The sequence below is a fragment of the Rhodococcus sp. DMF-1 genome (genome assembly GCF_021441945.1).
GTDB lineage: Bacteria > Actinomycetota > Actinomycetes > Mycobacteriales > Mycobacteriaceae > Rhodococcus > Rhodococcus ruber.
In genome coordinates this window covers 4,106,464-4,130,845 of sequence record NZ_CP090442.1, presented here as the reverse complement: position 1 = coordinate 4,130,845, position 24,382 = coordinate 4,106,464, and the positions used below count along the sequence as shown (strand labels likewise).

Genomic DNA, 24,382 nt, shown 5'->3' with positions numbered 1-24,382 from the left:
GCCCCCGTTCTAGTTCACGACACCCACGCGTGTTCGGTGCGACAGGCGGGTGCGCGCGGTGGAACCGGACCGGCCGGGAGTGAGCACCTGTGAGGTGCGGCGAGCGGCGGCCCAGACCATCGGCGCGATGTGGGCGAGTTCGACCGTTCCGCGGCACGCCACCGAGATCGCGCCCACGACGCCGTCGGGGCCGACGACCGGTGCGGCGACGGCGCTGATGGACATCGGGCACGAGTGGCCGGGCACGAACGCGAGACCCTGCCGCTGGCGCACGCGGTTCAGGCGCTCGTGCAGGGCCGACAGGTCGGCCCGGGACCGCACGTGCGGTCCCGCCGTCATGAGTGCGTCGACCCGCTCCGGCTCGAGGCCGGCGAGCAGCGCCCGTCCGCTGACGGTGCTCTCGGCCGGCAGCCGGGTCGCCACCTGGGAGGGGATGCCCGCGCTGGCCGCGCCCCCGATCCGGTCGAGGAAGTAGACGGACGAGCCTTCGAGCACGGTCAGGTGCGCGACACCGCCCGTGCCGATCTGCAGGTCGTTGAGCATCCCCGCGGCCGCGGCGCGCAGCTGCGAGTAGTCCCGGGGCCGGGCCATCGTCTGCATCCGCAGGCCGGGGCCGTATCCGCGGGAGTCGTGTTCGACCCAGTGCAGGTCGACGAGCTGGGTGAGGAGACGGAAGACGGTCGAGCGGGGCAACCCGGTGGCGGCCGTGATCTCCTCGAGGAACATCCGGTCGGGACCGGACACGAAGACGTCGAGGATCTGGGTGAACCGCTCTGCGACACTGGGGCGCTGCTCGCGCGGCATGTCCGGCAACGGAATCGGGTCACTATGCATCACAGTCAATGTCTGGCCTCCTTCGCCTCACATTACCTAGCACTTGCTTGGTGCGCTATGCGGAACACCGGCATCCCCCCGCCCCGGCGGGATGCCGTCATGCGAGTTTGGTGCGCACGCCGGTGGTGTCCAGGGCTGCGACGCTGCGGGCGGAGAATGTACGGTCGGCGGGACGATCGGCGAAGTATCCGGAGACCTGCGCGTCGAGTTCGTCGACGGTGAAGACCCCGGATCCGGCGGTGAATTGGTTCTCCACCACCGGCGGCGCCATCAGCGCCACCATGTCGCCGTAGACGACGAAGACCTGCCCGTTCACGCGGCTCGACGCCGGGCACGCCAGGTAGGCGACGAAGGTTGCCACCCGCTCGGGAGCCAGGATGTCCACGGGCGAACCGGACGGGTCTTCGTCGAAGACGTGCGCGGTCATCTCCGTGCGGGCTCTCGGGGCGATGGCGTTGGCGGTGACCCCGTAGCGGGACAACCCCTGTGCCGCGGCCAGGGTGAGGGCGACGATCCCGGACTTGGCGGCGGCGTAGTTCGATTGCCCCGCCCCACCGAAGAGAAACGCCTCCGACGTGGTGTTGATCAGCCGTCCGTACACCGGGGAGTCCGACGACTTCGACTGCGCACGCCAGTATCTCGCCGCCGCGGTGGTCAGTGCCGCATGCCCCTTCAGGTGCACCCGGATCACGTCGTCCCACATCGCTTCGGTCATGGTGACCAGCATCGCGTCACGGATGATGCCGGCGTTGTTCACGACGACGTCGAGGCTGCCGAACTGGTCGACGGCCGCGTCGACGAGACGGTCGCCGATCGACCAGGTTCCGACGTCACCTTCGACGGCGATCGCCCTGCCGCCTCGCTCCTCGATCTCGGCGGCGACGGTGTGTGCAGCGGCTCCGATGTCGTTCACGACGACAGCCGCGCCCCGTTCGGCGAGTGCCAGTGCCTCGGCCCGGCCCAGGCCGGACCCGGCTCCCGTCACCACGGCGGTGCGGCCGGTCAGGTCGGTGTCACTCACGGCGTCTCCTTGCTTCGGTGGATGCCGGCCTCGTGGGCCGGGGACGAGTGGCCCGCACGGGCCCGGACTGTCCTGCAGGGCGGCTCGCACCTCCGGTGGTCGATCCCGTCGACGGGAAGCGCACGACTTCGGGTGCTCGGTGCCGGGAAGGCTGCCGGGTGTCCGCCTCGCAGCGTAGCCGCCCCGGGGGCGCATTCAATAGAATCATGTTCCTCCCTATCCGGGGCTCGCTGGTCATTCGACCCAGGACGGTGCTCGTTCAAGTACCCCACTTCTGGAATACAGGACCTCTAGAAGTAGAACACAATTCTATTTCACTGACCGGGACTGCCGGTCGCGACCGTGCCGGCCCGGGGTGCGACGCGGCGGCGGCGGCGGTCTCGGCGTCACCAGGCTTCCGTATCCCGGAGGAGAGGCGCCGGCGAGGTCATGAAGACAATCGTCGCGACGAACCTCGGGCTGTGACCCCGGCGTCGCTGCCGCGGGGGCACGCTAGTCTGCGCGGGTGAGTACCGCAGCCGCCGGCGTGCCCATGAGCCCGGACGACATGACGCCCGCGCAGTTGCGGCGACGTGACCGGATCACCGAGGCCGTCGTCGCGATGCTCGAGGAGACGGGCCCGGACAGCATCCAGATGCGGGACGTGGCCGAGCGTTCCGGAGTGGCGCTCGGCACCCTGTACCGGTACTTCCCGGCCAAGCCGCAACTGCTCGCCGCCGCGATGGTGGCGTGGAACGACCGCCTGTCGCAGCGGCTCGCCACCGAGCGCCGACGCCGATCCGACCGCGACGCCCGCGCGGAGGATGCGGTGGAGCGTGTCGTCCGGTTGTACGTGCGGCAGATGAAGGCGTTCCAGCGGGGCCCGCACTTCGCCCGTCTGGAGGTCGAGTTGCAGACCTCCCGGGATCCGTATGTGGTGGAGACTCTGGTCGAGCGGTCGGCGGTCAACCGTTCGGCCGTCTTCGAGGCGATGGAGGGGATTCCGGCGGAGCGGGCCCGGCTGGCGTCGTTGGCGATCGGCAGCACCATGCTCACTTCGCTGATGCTGTGGACGACGGATCGCATCAGGTTCGCCGAGGCGCTGCGCAACGTCGAGGACGTGTGCCGGCTGGTCCTGAGCGGCCGTCCCGTCACGAGCTGACGAATGCCCACAAGGAAGACGAATCCCGTTTTGATGCAAAGACTCACGCGTCCACGGCGGTCACCTCTGCACACCCGTCGAGTGTCCGTCGTCGCGTGACTCCGCTCCGGAAGCACACCGGTTCCGCCGCAGGAACTCCCGGACGAAGAGGACGAAACCCGCGGTGGGGAAGGCCGCTCCGAGGACGCAGACCGCACGCCATCCGCCGGTGAGGTAGGCAGCCGTGGACAGTGCGCTGCCGAGGGAGCCGGCGAGAAAGTAGGAGGTCATATAGGCGGTGTTCAGGCGGCTGCGGGCGTCGGGCCGCAACGGCTGGATCAGGCTCTGGTTGCTGATGTGCGTTCCCTGGATGCCCAGGTCCAGCAGGGCGACGCCCACCGCGAGTGCGAGCACGTGCTGTTCGCCGAAGGCGAGGAACACGAAGCTGACCGCGGTGGCGGCGACGAACAGACCCGTCTGCCGGCGCGCGTAGCCGCGGTCGGCGAAGATGCCGGCCGTCCGTGCTGCCAGCGCGCCGGCGACCCCGACGAGGGTGAAGATCCCGATGCGGGCCTCGGACCACCCGTACCCCGGTCCGGCGAGCAGGAAGCCGACACTGGTCCAGAACACCCCGAACGAGGCGTAGGTCAGGGCACCGTAGGCGATGCGGCTGCGCAGCACGGGTTCGTCGCGGATCAAGCACACCACCGAGGCGAGCACCGTGCGGTAGCCGGCGGTGGTCGCCGGCGGCAGGACCGGAAGGGACTGCACCAGCAGCACAGTGCAGAGCATCAGGACCGCCGCGAGCACGAATACTGCTCGCCACCCGGCGATCTCCGCCACCAGGCCCGCCACGACGCGGGAGAGGAGAATGCCGAGCAGCAGGCCGGTCATCACGTTTCCGATCACACGTCCGCGTTCGTCGTCCCGGGCCAGGCTCGCAGCGAACGGGACGAGGATCTGGCCCACGACCGATCCGGTACTGACGAGCACGGCCGTAGCGGCGAGGATCTGCCAGCTCGGTGCCCAGGCCATGACCAGCAGGCCGGCGGCCGTGAGCACGAGCATGCGTCGCAGCAGCCGTCGCCGCTCGACCATGTCGCCCAGCGGCACCAGCAGGGCCAGGCCGGCGGCGTACCCGATCTGCCCCGCGGTGACTACCCATCCGACCTGCGTGGTGGAGGCGTCGAGGCTGTCGGCGACGGCGCCGACGAGCGGTTGAGCGTAGTAGCTGTTGGCCACCACCAGACCGGAGGCCAGGGCCATCGCGCCGACGAGCCCGCGGGGCATCCGGGCTGTCGGGGCGCCGGTGGACGTGGACTGCATGGCACCGATCCTGCGGGCCCCGGTATTGATGTGTCCAACGGGATGAATCGATGAATCCGAGCGATAAGGTCGATGAATGGAACTACGGCAGCTGCGGCACTTCGTGGCGGTCGCCGACCTCGGGCACTTCACCCGGGCCGCCGAATCGGTGCATCTGTCGCAGTCGGCGCTCAGCGCGTCCGTGCGGGCGCTCGAGAACGAACTCGGGACGTCGCTGTTCGAGCGCACCACCCGGTCGGTGCTCCCGACCGCGGCGGGCCGAACGCTCTACCCCTACGCGCAGCGGTTGCTGCGCGAGGCCGCGGAGGCCCGCGCAGCCGTGGCGAGACTGGAAAGCGGCGAGGCCGGCACCCTCGCGGTGGGCACCGTGCAGACATTCCGGGCCGCGGATCTGCCGTCGCTGCTCGCACAGTTGCACCGCACTCACCCGGGCATCGAGGTGGCGCTGCGGGAGGCGACCACCACCGAACTGTTCGACGCCCTCGCCACCGCAGAACTGGACCTCGCATTCGTCGCCCTCGACGCGCGTCCGCTCCCGGCCGGCCTCGTCACACTCCGCACCTACACCGAAGAACTCACCGCCGTGGTCGCGCCCCGCCATCCGCTCGCCGCGGTCGGGGCGATCGATCCCGCGGAGCTGCAGCCGTACCCGTTCATCGAATTCGAGGCCGGCACCGGCCTGCAGACCACGGTCGAGGCGCTGTTCGTCCGCGCGGGCGTGCACCGCGACGTGACGTTCCGCGTCGGGGACATGGATCGCCTGCTCGATCTCGTCCGCCACGGTCTCGGGGTCGCCGTCATCCCGGAACCGATCGCGCGACGCAGTGGCCTGCACCGCATCGGGCTGCGGCCCGGGCCACCGCACCGCACCCTGGCACTGGTGTGCCGTGCCCCGGCCCCGTCCTCGACGGCCGCGCAGTTGTTCCTCGACCTGCTCTGACCCGGCGGTCCGCCCGACGGGGAGCGGGACGCTCGGCAGTGTGGGGGAGCGGCCCGCTCAGTAGTGAGGGAGCGTCCCGCTCAGTGCCCCGGCGTCCGGTAGGCGGCGTTGCGATGCACCGCGTCGTCCATCTCTTGGGGGGTGAGCAACCGGATCGGTACGGAACGCGCGATGCCCGACGCCCGGGTGCGGAACTCGAGCGTGGCCGCCGCGAGATCGTCGGGCACCTCCCCGATGACGTAGAGATCGTGCCCGCCGAGCGCGAAGTGCACGGACTCGACGCTGCCACCGACGCTCTCGACCATCTCGGTGATGGCGGAACTACGGACGGAACCACCCTCGGAGAGCAGACCCTGCGCGCCCTCGGGGGTGTAGGTGACCTGCCACAGGTACTTCGGCATGTTCTCGACTCCTCGGCTGTCGGGCCATTCCACGGCCGGGCTCGGTGCCCCCTCCATCGTCGACCCGCTCGCTCCGTCGTGGGGCGGTTTCGCGCCGAACCGGCGTAGGTTCGTCACCGGACCGCCCGACCGTTTCCGACGAGAGGACCACTGCCGTGCCCAGACCGCCGCTGCCGCAGGCCGTCGCCGAGATGCTCGCCCAGCCGAACTACGCCACCATCAGTACGGTGCGGGCCGACGGGCATCCGGTGTCGGTGCCCACCTGGTATCTGTTCGAGAACGGCCGGATCCTGGTGAACATGGATGCCGGGCGCAAGCGGCTCGACCACCTGCGCCGCGATCCCCGGGTCAGCCTGAGCGCGATGGACCCGGCGGACTGGGTGACCCACGTGAGCATCCAGGGGCGGGTCGTCGAGTTCGTCGACGACCCCGAGCTGACCGACATCGACCGCGTGGCGCGGCACTACACCGGCAAGCCCTACGGGGTGCGCAACCGGCCGCGGGTCAGTGCCTGGATCGAGATCGACCGCTGGCATGCCTGGGGCCGGCTGAAGGATGCGGCCTGACACAGCTCCTCCGCCGGCCCGGGGCCGGGCTCACACGAGCCCGGCCTCCTTCGCCACCTTCCGAACCTGGAAGGCCACGACGATCAGCAGCACGCCGAAGAGGATGGCGTAGATTCCCAGCAGCCAGATCAGGCTGATGATGCCGCTGCCGGGGAAGATCAGCAGCACGACACCCAACAGCACCGCGAGGATGCCGGCGACGAGCGACCAGCCCCACCCCGAGTTCGGGACCTTCCGGAAGCTCAGCGCACCGATGATGCCCGTGACGCCGAACAGGATCGCGTAGAACGCGATGATGTACAGCACCACGAGTGCGGTGGCCGCGGGCCAGACGAGGGCGACGATGCCGGCGGCGATGGAGACCAGGCCCATCGCGAGCCACCAGCCCCAGCCGTCGAGGCGGGCCCGGTCGCGAATCGCGTGGTAGACGAGTACGACGCCGTCGACGATGGCGTAGATGCCGAACACCACCACCAGGGCCCAGACGGTGATCCCCGGCCACACCAGGGCGACGACACCGAACAACACGGCGAGGATGCCCCGGATCAGCACCAACCACCACATCTGTTTGAACAGGGGACTGAACTGATCGTTTGCGGTGAAAGCTCTCTCGGACACGGCCACTCCTAGGATGCGGTCTCGTAGTTCGGGCACAGCGTAGGCCCGTGCCGCCCCTGCCGCCTGCCGAATGACGATCCGATTCCCAGTCGTGACGAGCGTTACCGTGGAGCGATGGCTCGGGTGCGGATCGGGATCTCCGGCTGGCGGTACGCCGAATGGCGCGGCGACTTCTACCCGGCGGGGCTGGTGCAGCGCCGCGAACTCGAGTACGCCGCGGAGCGATTCGGATCGATCGAGATCAACGGCACCTTCTATGCGCTGCAGCGGCCGTCGAGCTTTCTGCGGTGGCGGGACGAGACACCGGACGGGTTCGTCTTCGCCGTCAAGGGCGGCCGGTACGTCACCCACATGAAGCGCCTCGTCGACGTCGACGACGCTCTCGCCAACTTCTTCGCGTCCGGTGTGCTCGCCCTCGGCCCCAAGCTGGGGCCCGTGCTGTGGCAGCTGCCGCCCTCGTTGGCATTCGAGCCGGAGCTGATCGCCGGGTTCGTCGAGCGGCTACCCGCCTCGACGACCGAAGCCGCGGCACTCGCCGCGCGCCACACCGAGAAGGTTCCCGGCGAGCGGGCGTGGACGGAGACCGAGGCGGACCGGCCCCTCCGGTACGCGCTCGAGGTGCGTCACCCCAGCTTCACGGACCCGGCTTCGGCGGCACTGCTGGCCCGGCTCGACGTCGCCCTCGTCGTCGCGGACACAGCCGGGCGGTTCCCGTTCCTGACCGAGGCCACCACCGATTTCGTCTACGTGCGACTGCACGGAGACACCGAGCTGTATGCGAGCGGGTACGCCCCCGAGACGCTGGACGAGTGGGCGGCGCGGATCCGTGGCTGGCGTTCCGAGGGGCGGGACGTGTACGTGTACTTCGACAACGACATCAAGGGCTACGCGCCCTGGGACGCGCTCGAACTGCAGCGCCGCGTCGGCTGACCGTGTCGGTGCCGCATGGCAGGCTCGTCGTGACGCGCCGGCGCTCGCCGGGAGCATCGGCGACCCGAGGAGGACATGGTGTGGCCCACGCACTGGCCGCAGCTCGCGCGGGAGATCGCGGAGCACACCAGCGCGGCGCTCGCCGCCGCCCGGTCGCGGTCGGCCGCGGCCTGGGAGGACGCGACGACCGAGCTGGTAGCGCTGCCGTACGAGCAGGTCGCGGGCGTGCACGCGACGATGATGCGCGAGCTGCTCGAGGAGCTGCACCCCGACGGGCTGACCGGCGAGGACGTGCAGGCGGTGTTCGAACGCAGCGCGCGCACGGGGGCCGCGTGGCTGCCGTCGCTGCACCCGGACACGGTGGTGGCCGTGCTCACCGGAACCCTCGGGGTGTCCGACCACGACGCACCGAAGGCTCGCCCCGACGAATACCTGCGGGCCGGCCTGATCGTGCTGGCCGGCCTGCTGGCGGCTCGCCGGGTGGACCCCGGCACGTACCTGCGTCGCGCGCTCGGGGAGATCGAACGCGCCGAGACCGTCGAGATGCCCTGACGGTCGGGTCGCACTGACGGTCGGGTTGCACTGACGGTCGGGTTGCACTGACGGTCGGGTTGCACTGACGGTCGGGTTGCACTGACGGCCGGGATGTCCCGACGTCCCGCCTCAGTGACGGGTGTGGTCCTCGACCGCGCGGGTGAGCCGTCGCAGCAGCGCGGTGAGGGTGTCGAGTTCGTCGTCGGTGAAGCCGTCGAGCATGCGGCGCTCACGCTCGACGCGGCGGGGGAACTCGGCGTCGACCACGGCGCGGCCCGCTTCGGTGAGGGTGAGCAGGACGACGCGGCCGTCGCGCTCGAAACGCCGGCGTTCGACCAGCCCGAGCCCGACGAGGCGGTCGGCGTGCTTGGTGGTGGAGGCGCCGCTCAACCCGGTGACCGACGTGACCTCGCTGGCGCGCAGTGGCGTGCTGCTGCGCGCCAGCGCGCACAGCACTTCGAACTCGGGGCGTGTGACGCCGCTCGGCACGAGTTCCCGGTCGAGCTGGGAGAGGGCGAGGGAACTGATCCGGGTGATACGGCCGATGACGTCGATCGGGCGGGTGTCGAAGCCGGGGTGCGTCTCGGCCCAGCCGAGCCGAACGTGATCCACGAAGTCCTCGGGCTGGGCGGTGTCCGACATGGGTCCATCCTAGCGAGGAGTCTCACACTCAATTCACATTTAATTTATCTCTGAAATATCTACACTGGAGCGGTGCACCCCTCCCTCCCGATCCCGGACCACGGCCGCCTCAGGCACTCGAGGACCGCGCTCGCGCATTCGCTGTCGTCCGCAGCGTGGCGCGAGGCGCTCGAATTCCGCAGTGCCGATGCCACCGTGGCCCCGGCGCTGCGCGTGGGAACAGCGGTGCTCGTCGCCCTCGTCGGAGGCGGCCTGCTGCACCTGCCGCACCTGGCCGGCTTCGCCGCCCTCGGCGCACTCGCCTCGGCCTTCGGACGCTACGAGCCCTATCCGCGGCTGGCCGGCAAGATCGCGATGGTCGGTCTCGGCGTGGTCGGTTACGTCGCGCTCGGCGCTGGGGTCGGGGCGGGCGCGGTGCCGATGTGGGCCCAGATCGCGGTGCTCTCGGTGGCGGCCGGTTTCGCCTTCTGGGTTCTGGGTGCCTTCCGGCTGTCCGGGCCGGGTCCGGTCATCCTGGTCTTCGCGGCCGCCGGCGCGGCCGGGTTCGCGCGCACCGCCACGGACCTGCGGGACGCGGTTGTTGCAGCGACCGTGGGAGTCGCTGTGGGATGGGTTGTCTCGATGGCCCCCGCCCTGTATCACCCGCACGGGCCCGCACGGATCGCCGTCGCCCGCGCTCTCGCGGCGGTCGCGGCGATCGAGCGCGACGGTCACCGTGCGGTGCCGGGCGCCCGCGCGGCGATCGCCCGGGCTCACGACGTCGTCGCGCTCGGCTCCCGAACCGGCGTCCACACCCACGAACTCCTCGCGCTGCTCGCCGCGGCCGGTGCCGTCGTCGACGAGGCCGAGTCCGACGCCGTGCCCGATCGAGTGGCCGAGTTCGCCCGATTCGAGGCCGAACTTCGGAAAGTCCGCCGCGACATCGCCATTCCGCGTGTCGACGGGACCGGAGCACCCGTCCCCGCCCGGCCCGTCGGATTCGTGCGTGACGGAGCAGCGCGGCTGCGGGACCGCGCGATCCTCGTCGGGGCCGGCCGGGTGCTCCTCGCCGCGCTCCTGGCGGGCTGGTTCGCCGCCGCGGCGGGTCTGCACCACCCGCTGTGGGCGACGATGGGTGCGATGGCCGCGTTGCAGGGCGTCAACTACCGGCAGACCGTGCAGCGGGCGATCCAGCGTCTGCTCGGCAACGTCGCGGGCGCCGTGCTCGCGGCGGCGTTGATCGCGCTGTCCCTGGATTACTGGCCGTACGCGCTGGCGATCGTGGTGCTGCAGGTCGTCGCCGAGCTGTACGTGATGAAGAACTATGCCGCGACGTCCGTTGCGGTGACCGCGATGGCCCTGCTGCTGACCGGGCTCGGCGAGAGCCTGGGCCCGGAGATCGCGATGAGCCGGATCGCCGACACGCTCGTCGGGGTGGTGCTCGGTGTGCTCGTCGCGGCGTTCACCATCGACCGTGCCGACCGGCACCACCTGCGGCCCGCACGATAGCGCCCCTGGCGCGAGAGCCCCGGACCGACGCCCGGGCTGCGACGCATCGGCGGGGCACGATCGCACGGGGTCGATCGCACCGGGTCTAGCATCGGCGCATGCGCGTGCGCCGGATCGTCGACCTGAGCCGGACCGTCTCCGGCGACACCCAGGTCTATCCCGGAGATCCCGTCCCGGTGCTGAGCCCGCACGCGACGCTCGAGCGCGACGGGTACAACCTGCTGCGGATCGAGATGGGTTCGCAGACCGGAACCCACGTCGACGCGCCGCTGCACATGCGCGCCGGGGCCGCCCCGATCGACGAGGTTCCCCTCGACCGCTTCGTCGGCCGGGGAGTCGTCCTGGACGTGCGGGGCCTGCCGCCGCGTACCGCCGTGACCCCGCGGCACCTCGCCGGCGGGCCGGAGCCGGGGCCCGGCGACATCGTCCTCGTGCATACCGGCTGGGCCGAGCACTACGACACCGATACCTACTTCGAGCATCCCTACCTGGCGGCGGACGCGTGCCGGTGGGTGCTCGAACGCGGCGTGCACGCCGTCGGCCTCGACGCCCCGAGCATCGACTCCGCTCTGGGCGCCGACTTTTCCGCGCATCGGCTCGTCGCCGCGGCCGGCGGCATCGTGTGCGAGAACCTGTGCAACCTCGAACTCGTCGACTTTCCCGATCCGCTGATCAGTCTCCTTCCGCTGCGGCTGCAGGGTGCGGACGGTGCGCCGGTGCGGGCCGTGGCGATCGAACTCGAACCGTGATCACGGCACCTGCGCCGCGACGATCCGTGCGGTGCCGTATGCCGCGGTGCCGAGCGTGACGACCGCGAACGCCACGATCCACACGGCCGTCGGTACGCGGGTGAGCCAGCGCAGCTGATCGGCGTCGGAACCCTGCCCGCGGCCGCGCCGATGGGTGCGCGCCAGTTCGAGTACCGGCCGGGTGGCGCCGAACAGCAGCACCCAGGTCGTCAGGTACGCGACGGTGTAGCGCACCAGCTCGTCGCCGTAGTACGCGGCGACTCCGATCACCGCACCGACCGCGAGCACCGAGACGAATCCGAAGAAGTTGCGGATCAACAGGATCAGCAGGGCGAGGGCCGCGAGTACCGACCACAGCACCGCCGCGGGCCGGCCGGTGGTGAGGAGCGTCGCGGCGACGAATCCGAGCACGGCCGGGCCGGTGTACCCGGCGAACGCGGTCGCGATCATGCCCGGACCGCGCGGATTGCCGGAGGACACGGTCACTCCCGAGGTGTCGCTGTGCAGGCGGATGCCCGCCAGCCGCCGGCCGACGAGCCGGGCGACGAGCGCATGCGAGCCTTCGTGGGCCTGGGTGATCACGTGCCGGGTCACCAGCCACAGCGGTCGCACCGACACCAGCACCAGCGCGACGGCCGCGGTGAGGACGACGAGCCCGGCCGGTGCGGGTTCGCTCACCGCGCTGACGGCGTGCCAGCCGGCGCGGACGGCGGAGGCGAAGGACTCGAGCGGTGTGGACGGGTCGGCCTCGGGGTCCACAGGCGGCACCTTTCTGTCGGGAGTCCGCCATCGTACGGTCCGGCAATTCGCTCCACGGGCGCCGGTAATGTGCCACTCTCTAGGCTAATCATTCATATCAATAGGGAGGCCGCGTGTCGGTCGGGATTCTGGAAAGGCGCCGGGTGGCCCGGCCGTCGTGGATCGCACTCTCGGTGTTCCTCGTGTTCGCCGCGAGCAACGCCCCGGCCCCGCTGTACGTGGTGTGGCAGCGCGAGATGGGGTTCCCACCCAGCACGGTCAGCCTCATCTTCGTCAGCTACATCGTCGGATCGGTGGTGGCGCTGGTGTTCGGTGGGCGCGCGTCGGACCGGTTCGGGCGGCGAGCCGTCCTGCTGCCGGCCCTGGGCCTCGCGATCGTGGCCTGCCTCGTGTTCGCGACGGCCCGCACGCCGCTGTGGCTCGAGACGGGGCGGTTCTTCATCGGCCTCGCCTCGGGGGCATTCGGCGCGGCGGGATCGGCGGCGATCGCCGACGCGTTCGGCCCCGGTCGCGGCGGGCGCGCGGCGCTGTATGCGAGCGCAGCACCCGTCGCCGGGTCGGCCGTGGGGCCGCTGCTCTCCGGGGTGCTGGCCGACGTGGCGCCGGCGCCCACCCACCTGGTCTTCCTGGTGCTGATCGTTCCCCTGGCGGCAGCCGCGATACCGCTGACCGCCGTCGGCGGTCGCCCGGCCGGGGTGAGCGGGCGCTGGGTGCAGCTGCCGAGTATCCCGCGCGAGATCGCGGGAACCGTCGTGCTGGCCATGGCCGTGGCCGGCAGCCCCTTCGCGCTGGCGGGGCTGTTCATCTCCCTCGGCCCGGCCCTGATCGCCGACCTGCTCGGCAACGACAGCCGCACCCTCGCCGGCGCGGTGTCGTTCGTCGTCTTCGGTGCCGGTGCCGGGGCTCAGTTCCTCGTCCGGCGGATGGGCATCTACCGGGTCGCGGTGGTGGGACTCTCGGTCTCCGCCCTGGCCGCGGTGCTCATCGCCGTGGCGGTCGGCGCCGCCTCGGTGCCCGTGATCGTCGTGGCGGCGGTCGCGGCGGGTCTGGGCCAGAGCCTGGCGCAGCTCGCCGGGCTCACCCTCGCACGCGGGTACGCCCCGGAGGGGCGGACCGCCGAGGTGGTGTCCATGGTGTGGCTCGCCGGATACGCCACCGTCGGGTCGGGAATCCTCGGTCTGGGGTTTCTGGCGGACGGAATCGGCTTGCGTCCCGCGACTTACGCCTTCTGCGGGTTCTTCCTGGCCTGCGTGTGCGGAGCCGGGGTCGCGGTGATGCGCCGCAGGCCGGTCGTCGAGGCACTCGCAGCCGACACCCATTGACACCCCGCAATCAATGAATATGATTATGACTTAAATCACGCGGTGATCGAATCGGAGGAGTGCGCAGTGACCTACACCATCACCGAGCCCTGTGTCGACGTCCTCGACAAGGCCTGCATCGAAGAGTGTCCGGTGGACTGCATCTACGAGGGCGGCCGGATGATGTACATCAACCCGGAGGAATGCGTCGACTGCGGCGCGTGCGAGCCGGTCTGCCCCGTCGAGGCCATCTTCTTCGAGGACGACGTCCCCGAGGACCGCGCCGGCTACACCCAGATCAATGCCGACTTCTTCGTCGAGATCGGCTCGCCGGGCGGCGCTTCCAAGATCGGAAAGACCGAGTACGACCCGCCGTCGGTGAAGAGTCTGCCCGTACGGGCATGATCGCGGTCCGGGCGGACCGACCCGGCCGGGGTTCGGTGCTCCTCGGAGCCGCGGTGGCGGCCGCCTTCACGTTCGCCGTCGTCGGGTCCAACATTCCGGGGCCGATCCTCCCGTTGTACGAGGATCATCTGGGCCTGTCCCCGTTCGTGCTGGCCGCCCTGTTCGTGACGTACTTCGTCGCCCTGGTGTCGATGTTCCTGCTCGTGAGCCGGACCTCGCTCGGGCGGTTCGCGTGGGCCGTTCTGCCCGGGGCGCTCGTCGTCGGGCTGCTCGGCGACGTCGCCCTGTGGTCCGGGGCGGATACGGCCTGGCTGCTCTTCGTCGGTCGCGCGCTGACCGGAACATGTGTCGGGCTCGCAACGGGATCCGCCGCCACGCTGGCCGTGGCGGCGCGCGGTGACGCGGGCCGCACCCTCGCGGCGACCGGCGCGATCGCCGGCTCGTTCCTCGGTCTGGTCGCCGCGGCCACCGTCGCCCAGTTGCTTCCGGAACCCACCGTGCTCATATACCGGCTGCATGCCGTCTCGCTCGTGCTCTCGGGACTGCTGCTCGCCGCCGCGCTGTGGCGCAGCAGGCGCCGGCTCGCCGCCCTCCGGCACGACGAGCCCTCCCGGCCGCCCGGGCCTCTCCCGTCCCACCCGGACGTCGGGTCGTCCCGGAACGCGTTGCCCGCCTACGGATTGGGGGCGGCCGGGTGGACTGTCGGCGGCATCGCCGTCGGCGTGCTGCCGTCCGCGTTGCGGGACGGGATCGGATCCGAGTTGCTGGTGATCGGCGTCCTCGCGGCCATCATCCTGCTCGTCACCGCCTGGCTGGGTCCCTACGTCGCCCGGGCCGCGGGCCGCGCCCCGGGGCCCGGCCTGTGCCTGCTCCTGCTCGCCGGCGGCGGCGTGCTCGTCGCCGCCGGGCTCCTCGCGCACACGTTGTGGCCGGTGCTGGCCGGCAGCTTCCTGTGGGGCATCGGCCAGGGGTTCGCCTACGCGCAGGGCCTCATCCTGCTCACCGCCGGGATGACGCCGGTGGAGCAGGGGAGGAGCACGTCGCTGTATGCATGCTCGTCGTACGGCTTCGCGGCGGTGATGATCCTGGTGGCCGGCGCGCTGTCGTCCGCGTGGGGCTACTCCTACGGATCCGCCGGTGCGGTAACGATTTTTGTGCTGTTCTGCGTGGCCGTCGCGGCAGCAGGGCGGGGGCGGTGGGCGCCGGCCGTCGCCGTGGCTCCCGTAGCCGTCCCCACCCGCCGATAATTCCTGCGCATGTTCGGATCGAACTCTGGACATTTCCCGCACGTGGCTCTACTGTGACGGGCATCACGACTAATGATGCATATCATTCGACCGGAAGGTGCACACATGTCTCGAGTCGACCGGAAAGTCCGGCGCCGCCTGCTCGGTGCCGCGAGCGCGTTCGGCGTCCTCTTCGCGGCCGCCTGCAGTTCCGGGGGGAACAGCACCGTCGCCGACGGTGATCTACCGGCCGAGATCAAGGTCGTCTCCGTGACCGACCAGACCGGCACCACGGCGTACGTCGGGAACAGTCAGCTCAGGGGCATCGAGCTCGCCATCCAGGAGATCAACGACCAGGAATATCTGGGCGATTCGAAGATCGTTCTGCAGAAGCGTGATTCGGCGAGCGACACGCAGACCGCCGTCAGTCAGGCCACGGAGGCGCTGACCGACAAGAGCGTCAGTGCCCTCCTCGGCCCGGTCCTCAGCGCCCACGCCGTCGCGATCGCCCCGCTCGTGGAGCGAGCCGGGCTGCCGACGATCTTCACCCAGTCCGGCAGCGAGGGCGTCGTCATCGGCGACTACACCTACCGCGCGACGGCGCCGATGGAGACCTACTTCGTCAAGGCGCTCGAGCGGCTGCAGCAGCAGGGCGTCGAGACCGTGAGCGTGCTCTACAACGCGGGCAACGTCACCCTCGCGGGACTCGGGGAGAAGACCATCCCCGAGGGCCAGGACAAGTACGGCTACCGGATCCTGTCGAGCACCTCCGTCCAGGCCACCACCCAGGACTTCGGCACCACCGCAACGAAGATCGCCGGCGAGAATCCCGACGCCGTGATCGTCCTGCTCGTCGGTGCCGGCAACTCCACCGCCATGTCGCAGCTGCGTCAGGCGGGCTACACCGGCCCCGTCGTCGGCAACCCGGCCGCCGGCGCGGGCAACCTCGCCCCCGCGGGAGCCGCGGGAGCCGGAATGTACTGGGCCACCGACTTCAGCTTCCACCAGAAGGACGAGACGTCCCAGCAGTTCGTCGAGGCGTACCGCGCCAAGTACAACGGGGAGAACCCGCTGAACTACGCCGCCGAGGGCTACGACGCGACCTGGATGCTCGCCCACGCCGCCAAGAACTCGGGCGGTGCGTCCCGCGACGACCTGCAGCGCGGTCTCGAGCAGGTCGTGGCCGAGGGCTTCGACGGCGCGCTCGGGCCGGTGCGCTTCGAAGGCAACGACATGCGCGTCGACGGCGTGCTCGTCGAATGGAACGGCACGGAAGAAGTGCTGCTCGACGGCCAGGAATCGACGGAATAGTGCGGACCTCACCGCACCCGTGCACCAAGGAGTTCGACGAATGACCGGAACATCGCACAGTCACCGGGGCAACCCGGCCGGAGGAAGGCAGGGGTCATGTCACAGCTGGTGATCGACGCACTCGTGCTCGGCTCCATCTACCTGCTCTTCTGCCTGGGAATGAGCATCTCCTGGGGAACGATCGACATCCTCAACTTCGCCCACGGCGGGATCTTCATGTTCTCCGCGTTCGTGGCCTCCCAGATCGTCTCCAACGTCGGGCTCGGGCTCGTCACCGTCTGCCTGATCTCCGTCGTGGTCGGCGCCGCGCTCTCCGCGGCCATCGACGTCTTCGCGTTCCAGCCGATCCTGCGCCGGGCCAAGAACCAGCGGACGGCCGAGCTGCAGATCCTCATCGGCGGTATCGGAATCGGCACCATCCCGGTGGCGATCGTGCAGTTCCGCACGCTGAGCGAGCCGTTCGGCTTCCTCGGCAGCTCGTACGAGACGTCGGTCTACACCCTCGGCGGCCTGCGACTGACGAGCACGGGACTCATCGTGCTCGGCTGCGCCCTGATCCTCACGCTGGCGATCTCCTTCTGGCTCAAGAACACCAGCCACGGCCTCGCCCTGCGGGCGATCGGCGTGGACTCGGAGACCGCCGAACTGATGGGCGTCAAGCGGCGCCAGCTGTCCCTGCTCACCATGGCGGTGTCGGGCGGCCTCGCCGGTCTCGCCGGTGCCTTGCTCACCTACAACCTCGGCGCCATCACGGCCGAGAGCGGTGAAACCCTGCTCATCAAGGCATTCGCCATCATCATCCTCGGCGGCGTGGGCAGCACCGGCGGCGCCGCCCTCGGCGCCATGGTGCTCGCGTTCTCCGAGGTCCTGGTGCTCCGCTACACCGGGGGCGGCTGGGTCGACGCCGTCGGCTTCGGCCTCATCCTCGTGGTTCTGCTGCTGCGGCCGCAGGGCATCTTCGGAAGGAAGGAGGTGCGACGGGTATGAGCGACTTCTACTTCTCCAACATCGTCCTCATCCAGAGCACGTTCACGGTCCTGCTGCTCGCGCTGAGCATCCAGATCCAGTTCCGGATGGGAGTGTTCTCCTTCGCCGGCGCCGCGTTCTACGGCATGGGCTCCTACGGCACCGCGATCTTCGTGCTGCACTACGGGTTCGACGCGATCTCCGCGACCGTCGCCATCGTCGCGATCTGCGCGGTCACCGGATACCTGCTCTCGCTGATCCTGCAACGTCTCACCGGCTTGTACCTGGCCATGGCCACCGTCGCGTTCGTCATGATCGTCACCGTCGTCGCCCACAACGGCGGTGAACTCACCGGTGGCTCGGTCGGCCTGTTCGGCGTGCTCACCACCCCGGAGATCTCCGTTCCGCACCTGGCCGTCGTCTGCGCCGTCGTCGTCGCAGCGATGATCTTCAGCGAGCGCGGCAGCATGGGCCGGCGCATCGAGGCGGTCCGCGAAGACCCGGAACTCGCCTCGGCCATGGGCATCAACGTCGCCCGCTACCGCCGGATGTCCTTCGTGATCAGCGGTGTGCTCGGCGCGCTCGGTGGCGCCCTGAACATCCTGATGATGACGGCCATCGCCCCGGAGAACATCGGCTTCCCGCTGATCGTGCTCGCGCTGACGATCATCATCGTCGGTGGCTCCCGGTCCTGGCTCGGCGTGCTCATCGGTGCCCTCATCTTCACCTGGCTGCCGGTGATGCTCGAGCAGGTGGGCACCTACCAGAGCATCGTCTACGGCATCATCGTCGCCATCGCCGCGATCTTCATGCCCGGCGGCATCACCGGCGTCGTCACCGACCTGTACCGTCGCCGCGCTGCCCGCCGCGACAGCGCGGCGCTCGAGGACGAGGCCGAAGCGGAACGTCGCGCCGACGCCGCCGACGACGAGGCCGCCGCCGAACTCGGTGCCGAACTCGCGGGCACCGGCGCCCACTCCGCCCCGACAGGAGAATCGCGATGACCACCGAAGCCGTTCCCCACGAGGGCGTTCCCGGCCGGCGGGTTCCGGACCAGGTGCTGCGGGTCGAGGACCTCGCGGTCCACTTCGGCGGCATCAAGGCCGTCGACGGCATCACCCTCGGTCTCGAGCGCGGTCTGATCTCCGGAATCCTCGGGCCCAACGGTTCGGGCAAGAGCACCCTGCTCGGCGCCGTCACCCGGCTCACGCCCCTGACCCGTGGATCGATGTACTTCGAGGACCGCGACTTCTCCGGCGTCCGGCCCGAGCAGGTGGCCCGGCTCGGCATCGGACGCACCTTCCAGACGGTCCGCCTCCTCGACGATCTCACCGTGCACGAGAACGTCCAGCTCGGGCACGACCTGATCGCGGGACCGCGACGGTGGTGGCGACGGGTCGACAGTACCGAGCGCGACGCCGCCGAGGCGGCCGTGCACACCGCGCTCGAACGCACCGGACTCGACGGCAAGGAGAAGCTGCGTCCGGGTCAGCTCTCGTACGGCCTGCAGCGCCGGGTCGAGATCGCCCGCGCGATCGTGATGTCGCCGAAGCTGCTGCTGCTCGACGAACCCACCGCCGGCATGAATCGCTTCGAACGCGAGGAGATCGGCCGGTTGATGTCCGACCTGCGTGCGGAAGGACTCACCCAGCTGATCGTCGAACACGACGTGCAGATGATGGTGGACGTCTGCGATCACCTGTTCGCCATGAACTCCGGACAGCTCATCGCCTCCGGTGCCCCCGCCGACGTGGTGCGCGATCCGGCGGTGCGCGAGGCCTATCTCGGAAAGCAGGACAACGATGATCGAGATTCGTGATCTGCACGTCGATTACGGCAAGGTCAGTGCGGTACGCGGGGTGTCCGTCACCGCGCGGCCGGGACGGGTGACGCTCGTCCTCGGTGCCAACGGCGCCGGCAAGACCACCACGCTGCGCACCGTCGCAGGCCTGACCACGCCCACCTCCGGCGACGTCCTCGTCGACGGGGAGTCGATCAAGGGATGGCCCGCCCACCGGATCCTCAAGCGCGGCATCTCGCTGGTGCCCGAGGGGCGCAAGGTGTTCGGCTCGCTCACCGTGTACGAGAACCTCAAGATCGGCGGCCTGGTGGCGTCGAAGAAGGCCCGCGAGGAGTCGATGCGGACCGTGTTCGAGATGTTCCCCATCCTGGAGGAACGGCAGTCCGGCCCCGCCGGCCTGCTCAGCGGCGGCGAGCAGCAGATGCTCGCCTTCGGCCGCAGCCTCATGTCGCAGCCCGACTACATCCTCATGGACGAGCCGTCCATGGGGTTGGCCCCCGCCGTGGTCGACCGGGTCATGGCCAGCGTGCGCACCATCGCCGACCGTGGCATCGGCGTCCTCATGGTCGAGCAGAACGCCGAGGCCGGCATGCGGATCGCGGACGACGTCGTCGTCGTCAACCGCGGTGAATCGGTGTACTCCGGGCCGGTCGACGAGGCGCGCAACCACTCGTCGGTGGTGCTGGCCTTCCTCGGTGAAGCCGCGCTGACCGGAACCGACAACTGAACCGAGAACGGAAGAGAATGAAGAACACACGTATTGCCGTCGCCGCGTTCGCCGGTGTCGCCGGTCTCGCCCTGACCACCGCGTGCGGGTCGGGCGGCGGCGGGACCGTCGGGTCCGGCGAGATGCCCGCCGAGATCAAGGTCGTCTCGGTGACCGACAAGACCGGTCTGACCGCCTTCGGTGGCCTGCCCCAGTTCCGGGGCATCGAACTCGCCGTCGAACAGGTCAACAGCAGTGGGTTCCTCGGTGAGTCGAAGCTCGTGCTCGAGAGCCGGGACGCGGCCAGCGACACGCAGACCGCCGTGAGCCAGGCGACGGAGGCGACGGCGGACCGGTCGGTCAGCGCGCTGCTCGGCGGCATCTCCAGCGCTCAGGCCATCGCGATCTCCCCGATCGTGGACCGGGCGAAGCTGCCGACCGTCTACACGCAGTCCGCCAGCGACGGTGTGCTCGGCGGCGACTTCACCTTCCGGGCGACGCCGCCGCAGACCACGCACATCGGCACCTCCCTGGCTCACCTCGAGGACCTCGGGGTCGAGCGGGTCAGCGTGCTGTTCAACGCCGCCAACCCGGCGCTGGCGGAGATGGCGGAGAAGAACCTTCCCGAAGGCCGGTCCGAGCACGGCTACGAGATCGTCTCGACCACGTCCGTGCAGAACACCACCCAGGACTTCGCGTCGTCGGCGACGAAGATCGCCGGGGAGCGGCCCGACGCGGTGGCGATGCTGCTCACCGGCGCTCAGAACGCCACGGCCATGCGGCAGTTGCGTCAGGCCGGGTACACGGGACCGGTGCTGGGCCAGACCGGTGCCGGCGCGAAGAACCTCGTTCCCGCGGGGGCGGACGGGGCGGGCATGTTCTGGACCGCGAACTTCACCCTCGACCAGCCGGCAGCCTCGTCCCAGGAGTTCGTCGCGGCGTACCGGGCGAAGTACAACGAGGACCCGTTGAACTACGCGGCCGAGGGGTACGACGCCGCCTGGCTGCTGGCCCGGGCGATCAAGGCGTCCGGCGGCGCGTCCCGCGAGGACATCCAGCGCGGTCTCGAGCAGGTCACCGCGGAGGGCTTCGACGGTGCGCAGGGCGAGATCACGTTCGAGGGCCACGACATGCGGACCCCGGGTGTGCTCGTCGAATGGGACGGCAGCCGTGAGGTGCTCGTGTCGACGCCGTCGGCCTGACTCCTTCTTGTGGCCGAATGTCACATCGCGTCGATCCGATCGACGCGATGTGACATTCGGTCCGAATGCGGGGCACGAACACGAAGCGGGGCCCGGGGAGAGATCCCCGGGCCCCGCCTCGTTCGGTCAGCGTCCCTGCCAGACCGGTTCGCGCTTCTCCTTGAACGCCAGTGCGCCTTCCTTCGCGTCGGCGGAGGAACGCACCGGTTCGTAGATCTCGCGCATGCGCTCGAACTCCTCGTCGTTGGACCAGTCCCGGGCCTGCGCGATGATCTGCTTGGTGGCGCGCACCGCGAGCGGGCCGTTCTTCGCGATCGCCTTCGCCAGCGCGACGGCCTCGGCCAGCGCCTGCCCCTCGGGGACGAGCCGGTTGAGCAGCTTCGCCTCGTACGCCGTGTGCGCCGTGAAGTACTCGCCGGTGAGGCTCCATTCGACGGCGAGCTGATGGGGAACCTTGCGCGGCAACCGCAGCAGACCGCCACCCCCGGCGAGCAGGCCGCGCTTGACCTCCGGCAGGCCGAAGACGGCGGTCTCCGATGCGACGACGAGGTCGCACGCGAGCACGATCTCGAAACCGCCTGCGACGGCGTGCCCTTCGACCGCCGCAACGATCGGCTTGTCGGAGGATTTCTCGGTGATGCCCGCAAAGCCGCGACCTTCGACCGAAGGGCGTTCGCCGGCGAGGAAGGCCTTCAGGTCCATGCCGGTGCAGAAGGTCTTCCCGGCACCGGTGACGACGCCGGCGACGAGATCGTCGCGGGCGTCGAGTTCCTCGAGGGCGGCAGCGATCGCGACGGCGGTCTCGGTGTTGATCGCATTGCGCACCTCGGGCCGGTTGATCGTGATGATCTGCACGCCGTCGGACTGTTCGACGTGTACGGGGGTGTCCATGTCTGTCTCCTATCGGGGCTGCATGCGGATCGCACCGTCGATGCGGATCGTCTCGCCGTTGATCATCGCGTTGTCCACGATCGACAGGGCGAGCTTCGCGTACTCGTCGGGCTGCCCGAGCCGGGCGGGGTGCGGGGTCTGGGCGGCGAGACCGTCGCGGATCTCCTGCGAGAACCGGGACAGGATCGGCGTGTCGAAGGTTCCGGGGGCGATGCTGTTGACCCGCAACAGCTTCCGCGAGAGGTCACGGGCGGCGACGAGCGTCATGCCGACGACTCCGGCCTTGGCGGAGGCGTAGGGGATCTGGCCGATCTGACCCTCCCAGGCTGCGACCGACGCGGTGAGGACGACGACGCCGCGTTCGCCGTCGACGGGTTCGTTGTTCACCATCCGGGCCGCCGACAGGCGCAGCACGTTGAACGAGCCGATCAGGTTGATCCGGATCAGGTTCTCGTACATGTCGAGCGAGCCGGGGGTGCCGTCCTTCTCGACGACGCGGACGGTGCCGCCGCGGCCGGCGCAGTGCACGACGGCGCGGAGGGGAGCACGTTCCTCGGCCGCGTCGAGCGCGCGGTTCACCGCGTCGGGATCGGTGACGTCGGCCGGGGCGAACACGGCGAGCTCACCGAGTTCCTTGGCGACGACCTCCCCGTCCGAGGTGGGCAGGTCGAGGATCACCGTCGGCACGCCGAGGCCGACGAAGCGCTTGACGGTGGCCAGGCCGAGGCCGGAGGCCCCGCCGGTGACAACCGCCGATCCGTTGGTCATGTCCATGACTTCTCCTGTCTGCGAAAGGAATTCAGAGTCGTTCCACGATCGTCGCGTTGGCCATGCCGCCGGCCTCGCACATGGTCTGCAGGCCGTAGCGGCCGCCGGTGCGTTCGAGGTGGCTGATCAGCGTGGTCGCCAGCCGGGCCCCGGACGCACCCAGCGGGTGCCCGAGGGCGACGGCGCCGCCCACCGGGTTCAGGACGTCGTCGGACGCACCGATTTCGCGCTGCCAGGCGAGGGGGACGGACGCGAACGCCTCGTTGACCTCGAAGGCGGCGATGTCTGCGACCGACAGGCCGGCCCGGGCGAGGACCTTCTCGGTGGCGGGAATGGGGCCGGTGAGCATGAGGGTGGGATCGTCACCCACGACGGCGGAGGCCACGATCGCGGCCCGGGGGCGCAGACCGAGGGCGGCGGCTTTCGCCTCGGACATGATCAGCAGGGCGGACGCGCCGTCGGAGATCTGCGAGGAGTTGCCTGCGGTGACCTTCCAATCCAGGTCGGGGAAGCGCTCACGCCAGGTGTCGGTGCCGAAGGCCGCGGGCAGTCCGGCGAGGCGCTCGGCGGTGGTGCCCTCACGGATGGTCTCGTCGGCGGTGACCACCCCGGTGGGGGTCGTGACGGGGACGATCTCGCCGTCGAACCATCCGGCGGCACGGGCGTGTGCGGCGCGCTCGTGCGAGCGGGCCGAGTACTCGTCCAGTTCGGCCCGGCTCAGGGCCCACTTCTGCGCGACGAGTTCCGCCGCGATGCCCTGCGGGACGAGATCGGGGAAGCGCTTGCGGACGGCGGGGCCGTGCGGGTCCTTGCCCATCGCCGCCGATCCCATGGGGACCCGGCTCATCGATTCGACGCCGCCGGCGACGACGATGTCGTACGCCCCGGCGGCGATGCCCTGGACCGCGAAGTCGATCGCCTGCTGGCCGGAGCCGCACTTGCGTTCGACGGTCACCGACGGCACGTGGGTGGGAAATCCGGCCGCGAGCAGGGCCTGCCGGCCCGGGGTGGCGGACTGTTCGCCGGACTGGTTGACGCAGCCGATGACGACGTCGTCGATCAGCCCGGGGTCGAGGTCGTTGCGGGCGACCAGTCCGGCAAGGACTTGGCCGAGCAGATCGCTGGGGTGCACGCCGGCCAGCGCGCCCTGCGCTCTGCCCCGGCCGACGGGGGACCGGACGGCATCGACGATGACGGCGCGGGTCATGGGCTCTCCTCCACTCGCGGGACTAATTCATGATGATGGTTACTATAGACTACGACCCTACGCCCGATATGGCGTGCATCACACCGAGGGTCACCGGTAGGTGGACCAGGTGGGCAGGCTTTCGGGGAAGTCGGCGCGCTGGGGGTGGGTGCCGGGCCACTGGATGCGTTCGGTTGTACACAGTCCTGCGTTCATCTTCTCGAACGGCACGGCGTACATGAACCGCAGGCTCCGTCGCCGGAACAGCCATCGGTCACGGTCGCGGACGTACTCGTCGGAGTACCGGTACGCAGCCATCACGAGCGTGCCGTCGAGTGCGAGTTCGGCTCTGCCCGTGAGCAATCCGCGAGCAGTGTCACCGTCGACGCAGATCTGGTCGCTGAGCGGGGAGTGCAGGGTCAGGCTGTACCTGTCCATGGCGGCGACGTAGAACTCGCGGATCTCCTCGTGCCCGTGGGCGACGGAGCCGGCCCGTTCGAATTCGCCGTCCTCGGTGAACAGCGACAGCAGCGTCTCGATGTCGTGATCGTCCACCGCGATGGCGTAGGCGGCGACGAGGTCCTGGATGCGGGCGCGGTCCTCGAGTCGGGTGAGGCGGCGAGCCAGCTCCTCGAGGGTGCCGGGACGCGGATCGACGGTCGTCATGTGACCTCCCTGAATAATGATAACG

Annotated in this window: 27 protein-coding genes; 16 read left to right on the top strand and 11 right to left on the bottom strand. The window is 70.0% G+C overall.

Annotation, left to right across the window (positions count from 1 at the left end):
* Positions 1-9: 9 nt before the first annotated feature.
* Positions 10-834: an IclR family transcriptional regulator gene (locus LZP97_RS18900; protein ID WP_048771404.1), complete on the bottom strand. Its 825-nt coding sequence runs from the start codon at positions 832-834 to the stop codon at positions 10-12.
* Between the two features lie 97 nt (positions 835-931).
* Positions 932-1,855 carry an SDR family NAD(P)-dependent oxidoreductase gene (locus LZP97_RS18895; RefSeq protein ID WP_017680079.1) on the bottom strand — a complete coding sequence of 308 codons (924 nt, stop codon included), beginning with the start codon at positions 1,853-1,855 and terminating at the stop codon, positions 932-934.
* Between the two features lie 547 nt (positions 1,856-2,402).
* On the opposite strand from LZP97_RS18895, the gene LZP97_RS18890 reads away from it, so the two are divergent.
* Positions 2,403-2,996, top strand: coding sequence for a TetR family transcriptional regulator (locus LZP97_RS18890; RefSeq protein ID WP_017680078.1), 594 nt, complete (start codon positions 2,403-2,405; stop codon positions 2,994-2,996).
* Between the two features lie 60 nt (positions 2,997-3,056).
* On the opposite strand, the gene LZP97_RS18885 is transcribed toward LZP97_RS18890, so the two are convergent.
* Positions 3,057-4,301: an MFS transporter gene (locus LZP97_RS18885; RefSeq protein WP_010594061.1), complete on the bottom strand. Its 1,245-nt coding sequence runs from the start codon at positions 4,299-4,301 to the stop codon at positions 3,057-3,059.
* Positions 4,302-4,377: 76 nt separating this feature from the next.
* Between LZP97_RS18885 and LZP97_RS18880 the strand changes: the two genes are divergently transcribed.
* Positions 4,378-5,241 carry a LysR family transcriptional regulator gene (locus tag LZP97_RS18880; protein WP_048771407.1) on the top strand — a complete coding sequence of 288 codons (864 nt, stop codon included), beginning with the start codon at positions 4,378-4,380 and terminating at the stop codon, positions 5,239-5,241.
* Positions 5,242-5,321: 80 nt separating this feature from the next.
* On the opposite strand, the gene LZP97_RS18875 is transcribed toward LZP97_RS18880, so the two are convergent.
* A complete protein-coding gene (locus LZP97_RS18875) occupies positions 5,322-5,642 on the bottom strand; it encodes a GYD domain-containing protein (protein WP_010594059.1) in 321 nt (106 codons plus the stop codon).
* A gap of 155 nt (positions 5,643-5,797) precedes the next feature.
* On the opposite strand from LZP97_RS18875, the gene LZP97_RS18870 reads away from it, so the two are divergent.
* Positions 5,798-6,208: a TIGR03618 family F420-dependent PPOX class oxidoreductase gene (locus tag LZP97_RS18870; protein WP_010594058.1), complete on the top strand. Its 411-nt coding sequence runs from the start codon at positions 5,798-5,800 to the stop codon at positions 6,206-6,208.
* Positions 6,209-6,238: 30 nt separating this feature from the next.
* Here the strand turns inward: LZP97_RS18870 and LZP97_RS18865 are convergent, their stop codons facing one another.
* The gene (locus LZP97_RS18865) at positions 6,239-6,832 is read right to left on the bottom strand and encodes an HdeD family acid-resistance protein (RefSeq protein ID WP_010594057.1); all 594 of its coding nucleotides are present in this window, start codon (positions 6,830-6,832) and stop codon (positions 6,239-6,241) included.
* A 108-nt stretch (positions 6,833-6,940) separates the two neighbouring features.
* Here LZP97_RS18865 and LZP97_RS18860 point away from each other — a divergent pair, with 108 nt between their 5' ends.
* A complete protein-coding gene (locus tag LZP97_RS18860; protein WP_017680074.1) occupies positions 6,941-7,756 on the top strand; it encodes a DUF72 domain-containing protein in 816 nt (271 codons plus the stop codon).
* Between the two features lie 75 nt (positions 7,757-7,831).
* Positions 7,832-8,308: a hypothetical protein gene (locus LZP97_RS18855; protein WP_040271101.1), complete on the top strand. Its 477-nt coding sequence runs from the start codon at positions 7,832-7,834 to the stop codon at positions 8,306-8,308.
* 111 nt (positions 8,309-8,419) lie between these two features.
* On the opposite strand, the gene LZP97_RS18850 is transcribed toward LZP97_RS18855, so the two are convergent.
* Positions 8,420-8,932 carry a MarR family winged helix-turn-helix transcriptional regulator gene (locus LZP97_RS18850; protein ID WP_010594053.1) on the bottom strand — a complete coding sequence of 171 codons (513 nt, stop codon included), beginning with the start codon at positions 8,930-8,932 and terminating at the stop codon, positions 8,420-8,422.
* A 72-nt stretch (positions 8,933-9,004) separates the two neighbouring features.
* Here LZP97_RS18850 and LZP97_RS18845 point away from each other — a divergent pair, with 72 nt between their 5' ends.
* Together LZP97_RS18845 and LZP97_RS18840 are read left to right on the top strand one after the other, a co-directional pair.
* The gene (locus tag LZP97_RS18845; protein WP_048771409.1) at positions 9,005-10,420 is read left to right on the top strand and encodes an FUSC family protein; all 1,416 of its coding nucleotides are present in this window, start codon (positions 9,005-9,007) and stop codon (positions 10,418-10,420) included.
* A 98-nt stretch (positions 10,421-10,518) separates the two neighbouring features.
* Positions 10,519-11,169, top strand: coding sequence for a cyclase family protein (locus LZP97_RS18840; protein WP_048771412.1), 651 nt, complete (start codon positions 10,519-10,521; stop codon positions 11,167-11,169).
* Here LZP97_RS18840 and LZP97_RS18835 read toward each other — a convergent pair whose 3' ends face one another.
* Positions 11,170-11,928: a M50 family metallopeptidase gene (locus LZP97_RS18835; protein WP_010594050.1), complete on the bottom strand. Its 759-nt coding sequence runs from the start codon at positions 11,926-11,928 to the stop codon at positions 11,170-11,172.
* 113 nt (positions 11,929-12,041) lie between these two features.
* On the opposite strand from LZP97_RS18835, the gene LZP97_RS18830 reads away from it, so the two are divergent.
* The 9 genes from LZP97_RS18830 (at position 12,042) to LZP97_RS18790 (ending at position 20,846) form a co-directional block, all read left to right on the top strand.
* Positions 12,042-13,250, top strand: coding sequence for an MFS transporter (locus LZP97_RS18830; RefSeq protein WP_228287127.1), 1,209 nt, complete (start codon positions 12,042-12,044; stop codon positions 13,248-13,250).
* Positions 13,251-13,316: 66 nt separating this feature from the next.
* On the top strand, positions 13,317-13,634 hold the full coding sequence (gene fdxA, locus LZP97_RS18825) for a ferredoxin (RefSeq protein WP_010594048.1): 318 nt from the start codon (positions 13,317-13,319) through the stop codon (positions 13,632-13,634).
* A complete protein-coding gene (locus tag LZP97_RS18820) occupies positions 13,631-14,881 on the top strand; it encodes a hypothetical protein (protein WP_017680070.1) in 1,251 nt (416 codons plus the stop codon). The genes fdxA and LZP97_RS18820 overlap by 4 nt, the downstream gene beginning before the upstream one ends.
* Before the next feature lie 105 nt (positions 14,882-14,986).
* On the top strand, positions 14,987-16,171 hold the full coding sequence (locus tag LZP97_RS18815; RefSeq protein ID WP_010594046.1) for an ABC transporter substrate-binding protein: 1,185 nt from the start codon (positions 14,987-14,989) through the stop codon (positions 16,169-16,171).
* A gap of 96 nt (positions 16,172-16,267) precedes the next feature.
* Positions 16,268-17,158 carry a branched-chain amino acid ABC transporter permease gene (locus LZP97_RS18810; RefSeq protein WP_010594045.1) on the top strand — a complete coding sequence of 297 codons (891 nt, stop codon included), beginning with the start codon at positions 16,268-16,270 and terminating at the stop codon, positions 17,156-17,158.
* The gene (locus LZP97_RS18805) at positions 17,155-18,141 is read left to right on the top strand and encodes a branched-chain amino acid ABC transporter permease (RefSeq protein ID WP_048771415.1); all 987 of its coding nucleotides are present in this window, start codon (positions 17,155-17,157) and stop codon (positions 18,139-18,141) included. The genes LZP97_RS18810 and LZP97_RS18805 overlap by 4 nt, the downstream gene beginning before the upstream one ends.
* Positions 18,138-18,956, top strand: a complete 819-nt coding sequence (locus tag LZP97_RS18800; RefSeq protein ID WP_010594043.1) for an ABC transporter ATP-binding protein — start codon at positions 18,138-18,140, stop codon at positions 18,954-18,956. The genes LZP97_RS18805 and LZP97_RS18800 overlap by 4 nt, the downstream gene beginning before the upstream one ends.
* Positions 18,940-19,665: an ABC transporter ATP-binding protein gene (locus LZP97_RS18795; RefSeq protein ID WP_017680068.1), complete on the top strand. Its 726-nt coding sequence runs from the start codon at positions 18,940-18,942 to the stop codon at positions 19,663-19,665. The genes LZP97_RS18800 and LZP97_RS18795 overlap by 17 nt, the downstream gene beginning before the upstream one ends.
* A 17-nt stretch (positions 19,666-19,682) precedes the next feature.
* Positions 19,683-20,846, top strand: a complete 1,164-nt coding sequence (locus LZP97_RS18790) for an ABC transporter substrate-binding protein (protein WP_048771417.1) — start codon at positions 19,683-19,685, stop codon at positions 20,844-20,846.
* A 126-nt stretch (positions 20,847-20,972) separates the two neighbouring features.
* Here the strand turns inward: LZP97_RS18790 and LZP97_RS18785 are convergent, their stop codons facing one another.
* From LZP97_RS18785 to LZP97_RS18770, 4 genes are all read right to left on the bottom strand, one after another.
* Complete coding sequence (locus tag LZP97_RS18785; protein WP_010594040.1) at positions 20,973-21,737, bottom strand: crotonase/enoyl-CoA hydratase family protein; 765 nt, start codon at positions 21,735-21,737, stop codon at positions 20,973-20,975.
* Positions 21,738-21,746: 9 nt separating this feature from the next.
* Entirely contained in the window at positions 21,747-22,511 is a 765-nt protein-coding gene (locus LZP97_RS18780; protein WP_048771419.1) for an SDR family NAD(P)-dependent oxidoreductase, read from the bottom strand.
* 25 nt (positions 22,512-22,536) lie between these two features.
* On the bottom strand, positions 22,537-23,712 hold the full coding sequence (locus LZP97_RS18775; protein WP_048771421.1) for a thiolase family protein: 1,176 nt from the start codon (positions 23,710-23,712) through the stop codon (positions 22,537-22,539).
* A gap of 90 nt (positions 23,713-23,802) precedes the next feature.
* Positions 23,803-24,357, bottom strand: coding sequence for a nuclear transport factor 2 family protein (locus LZP97_RS18770; protein WP_040271093.1), 555 nt, complete (start codon positions 24,355-24,357; stop codon positions 23,803-23,805).
* Positions 24,358-24,382: the final 25 nt, after the last annotated feature.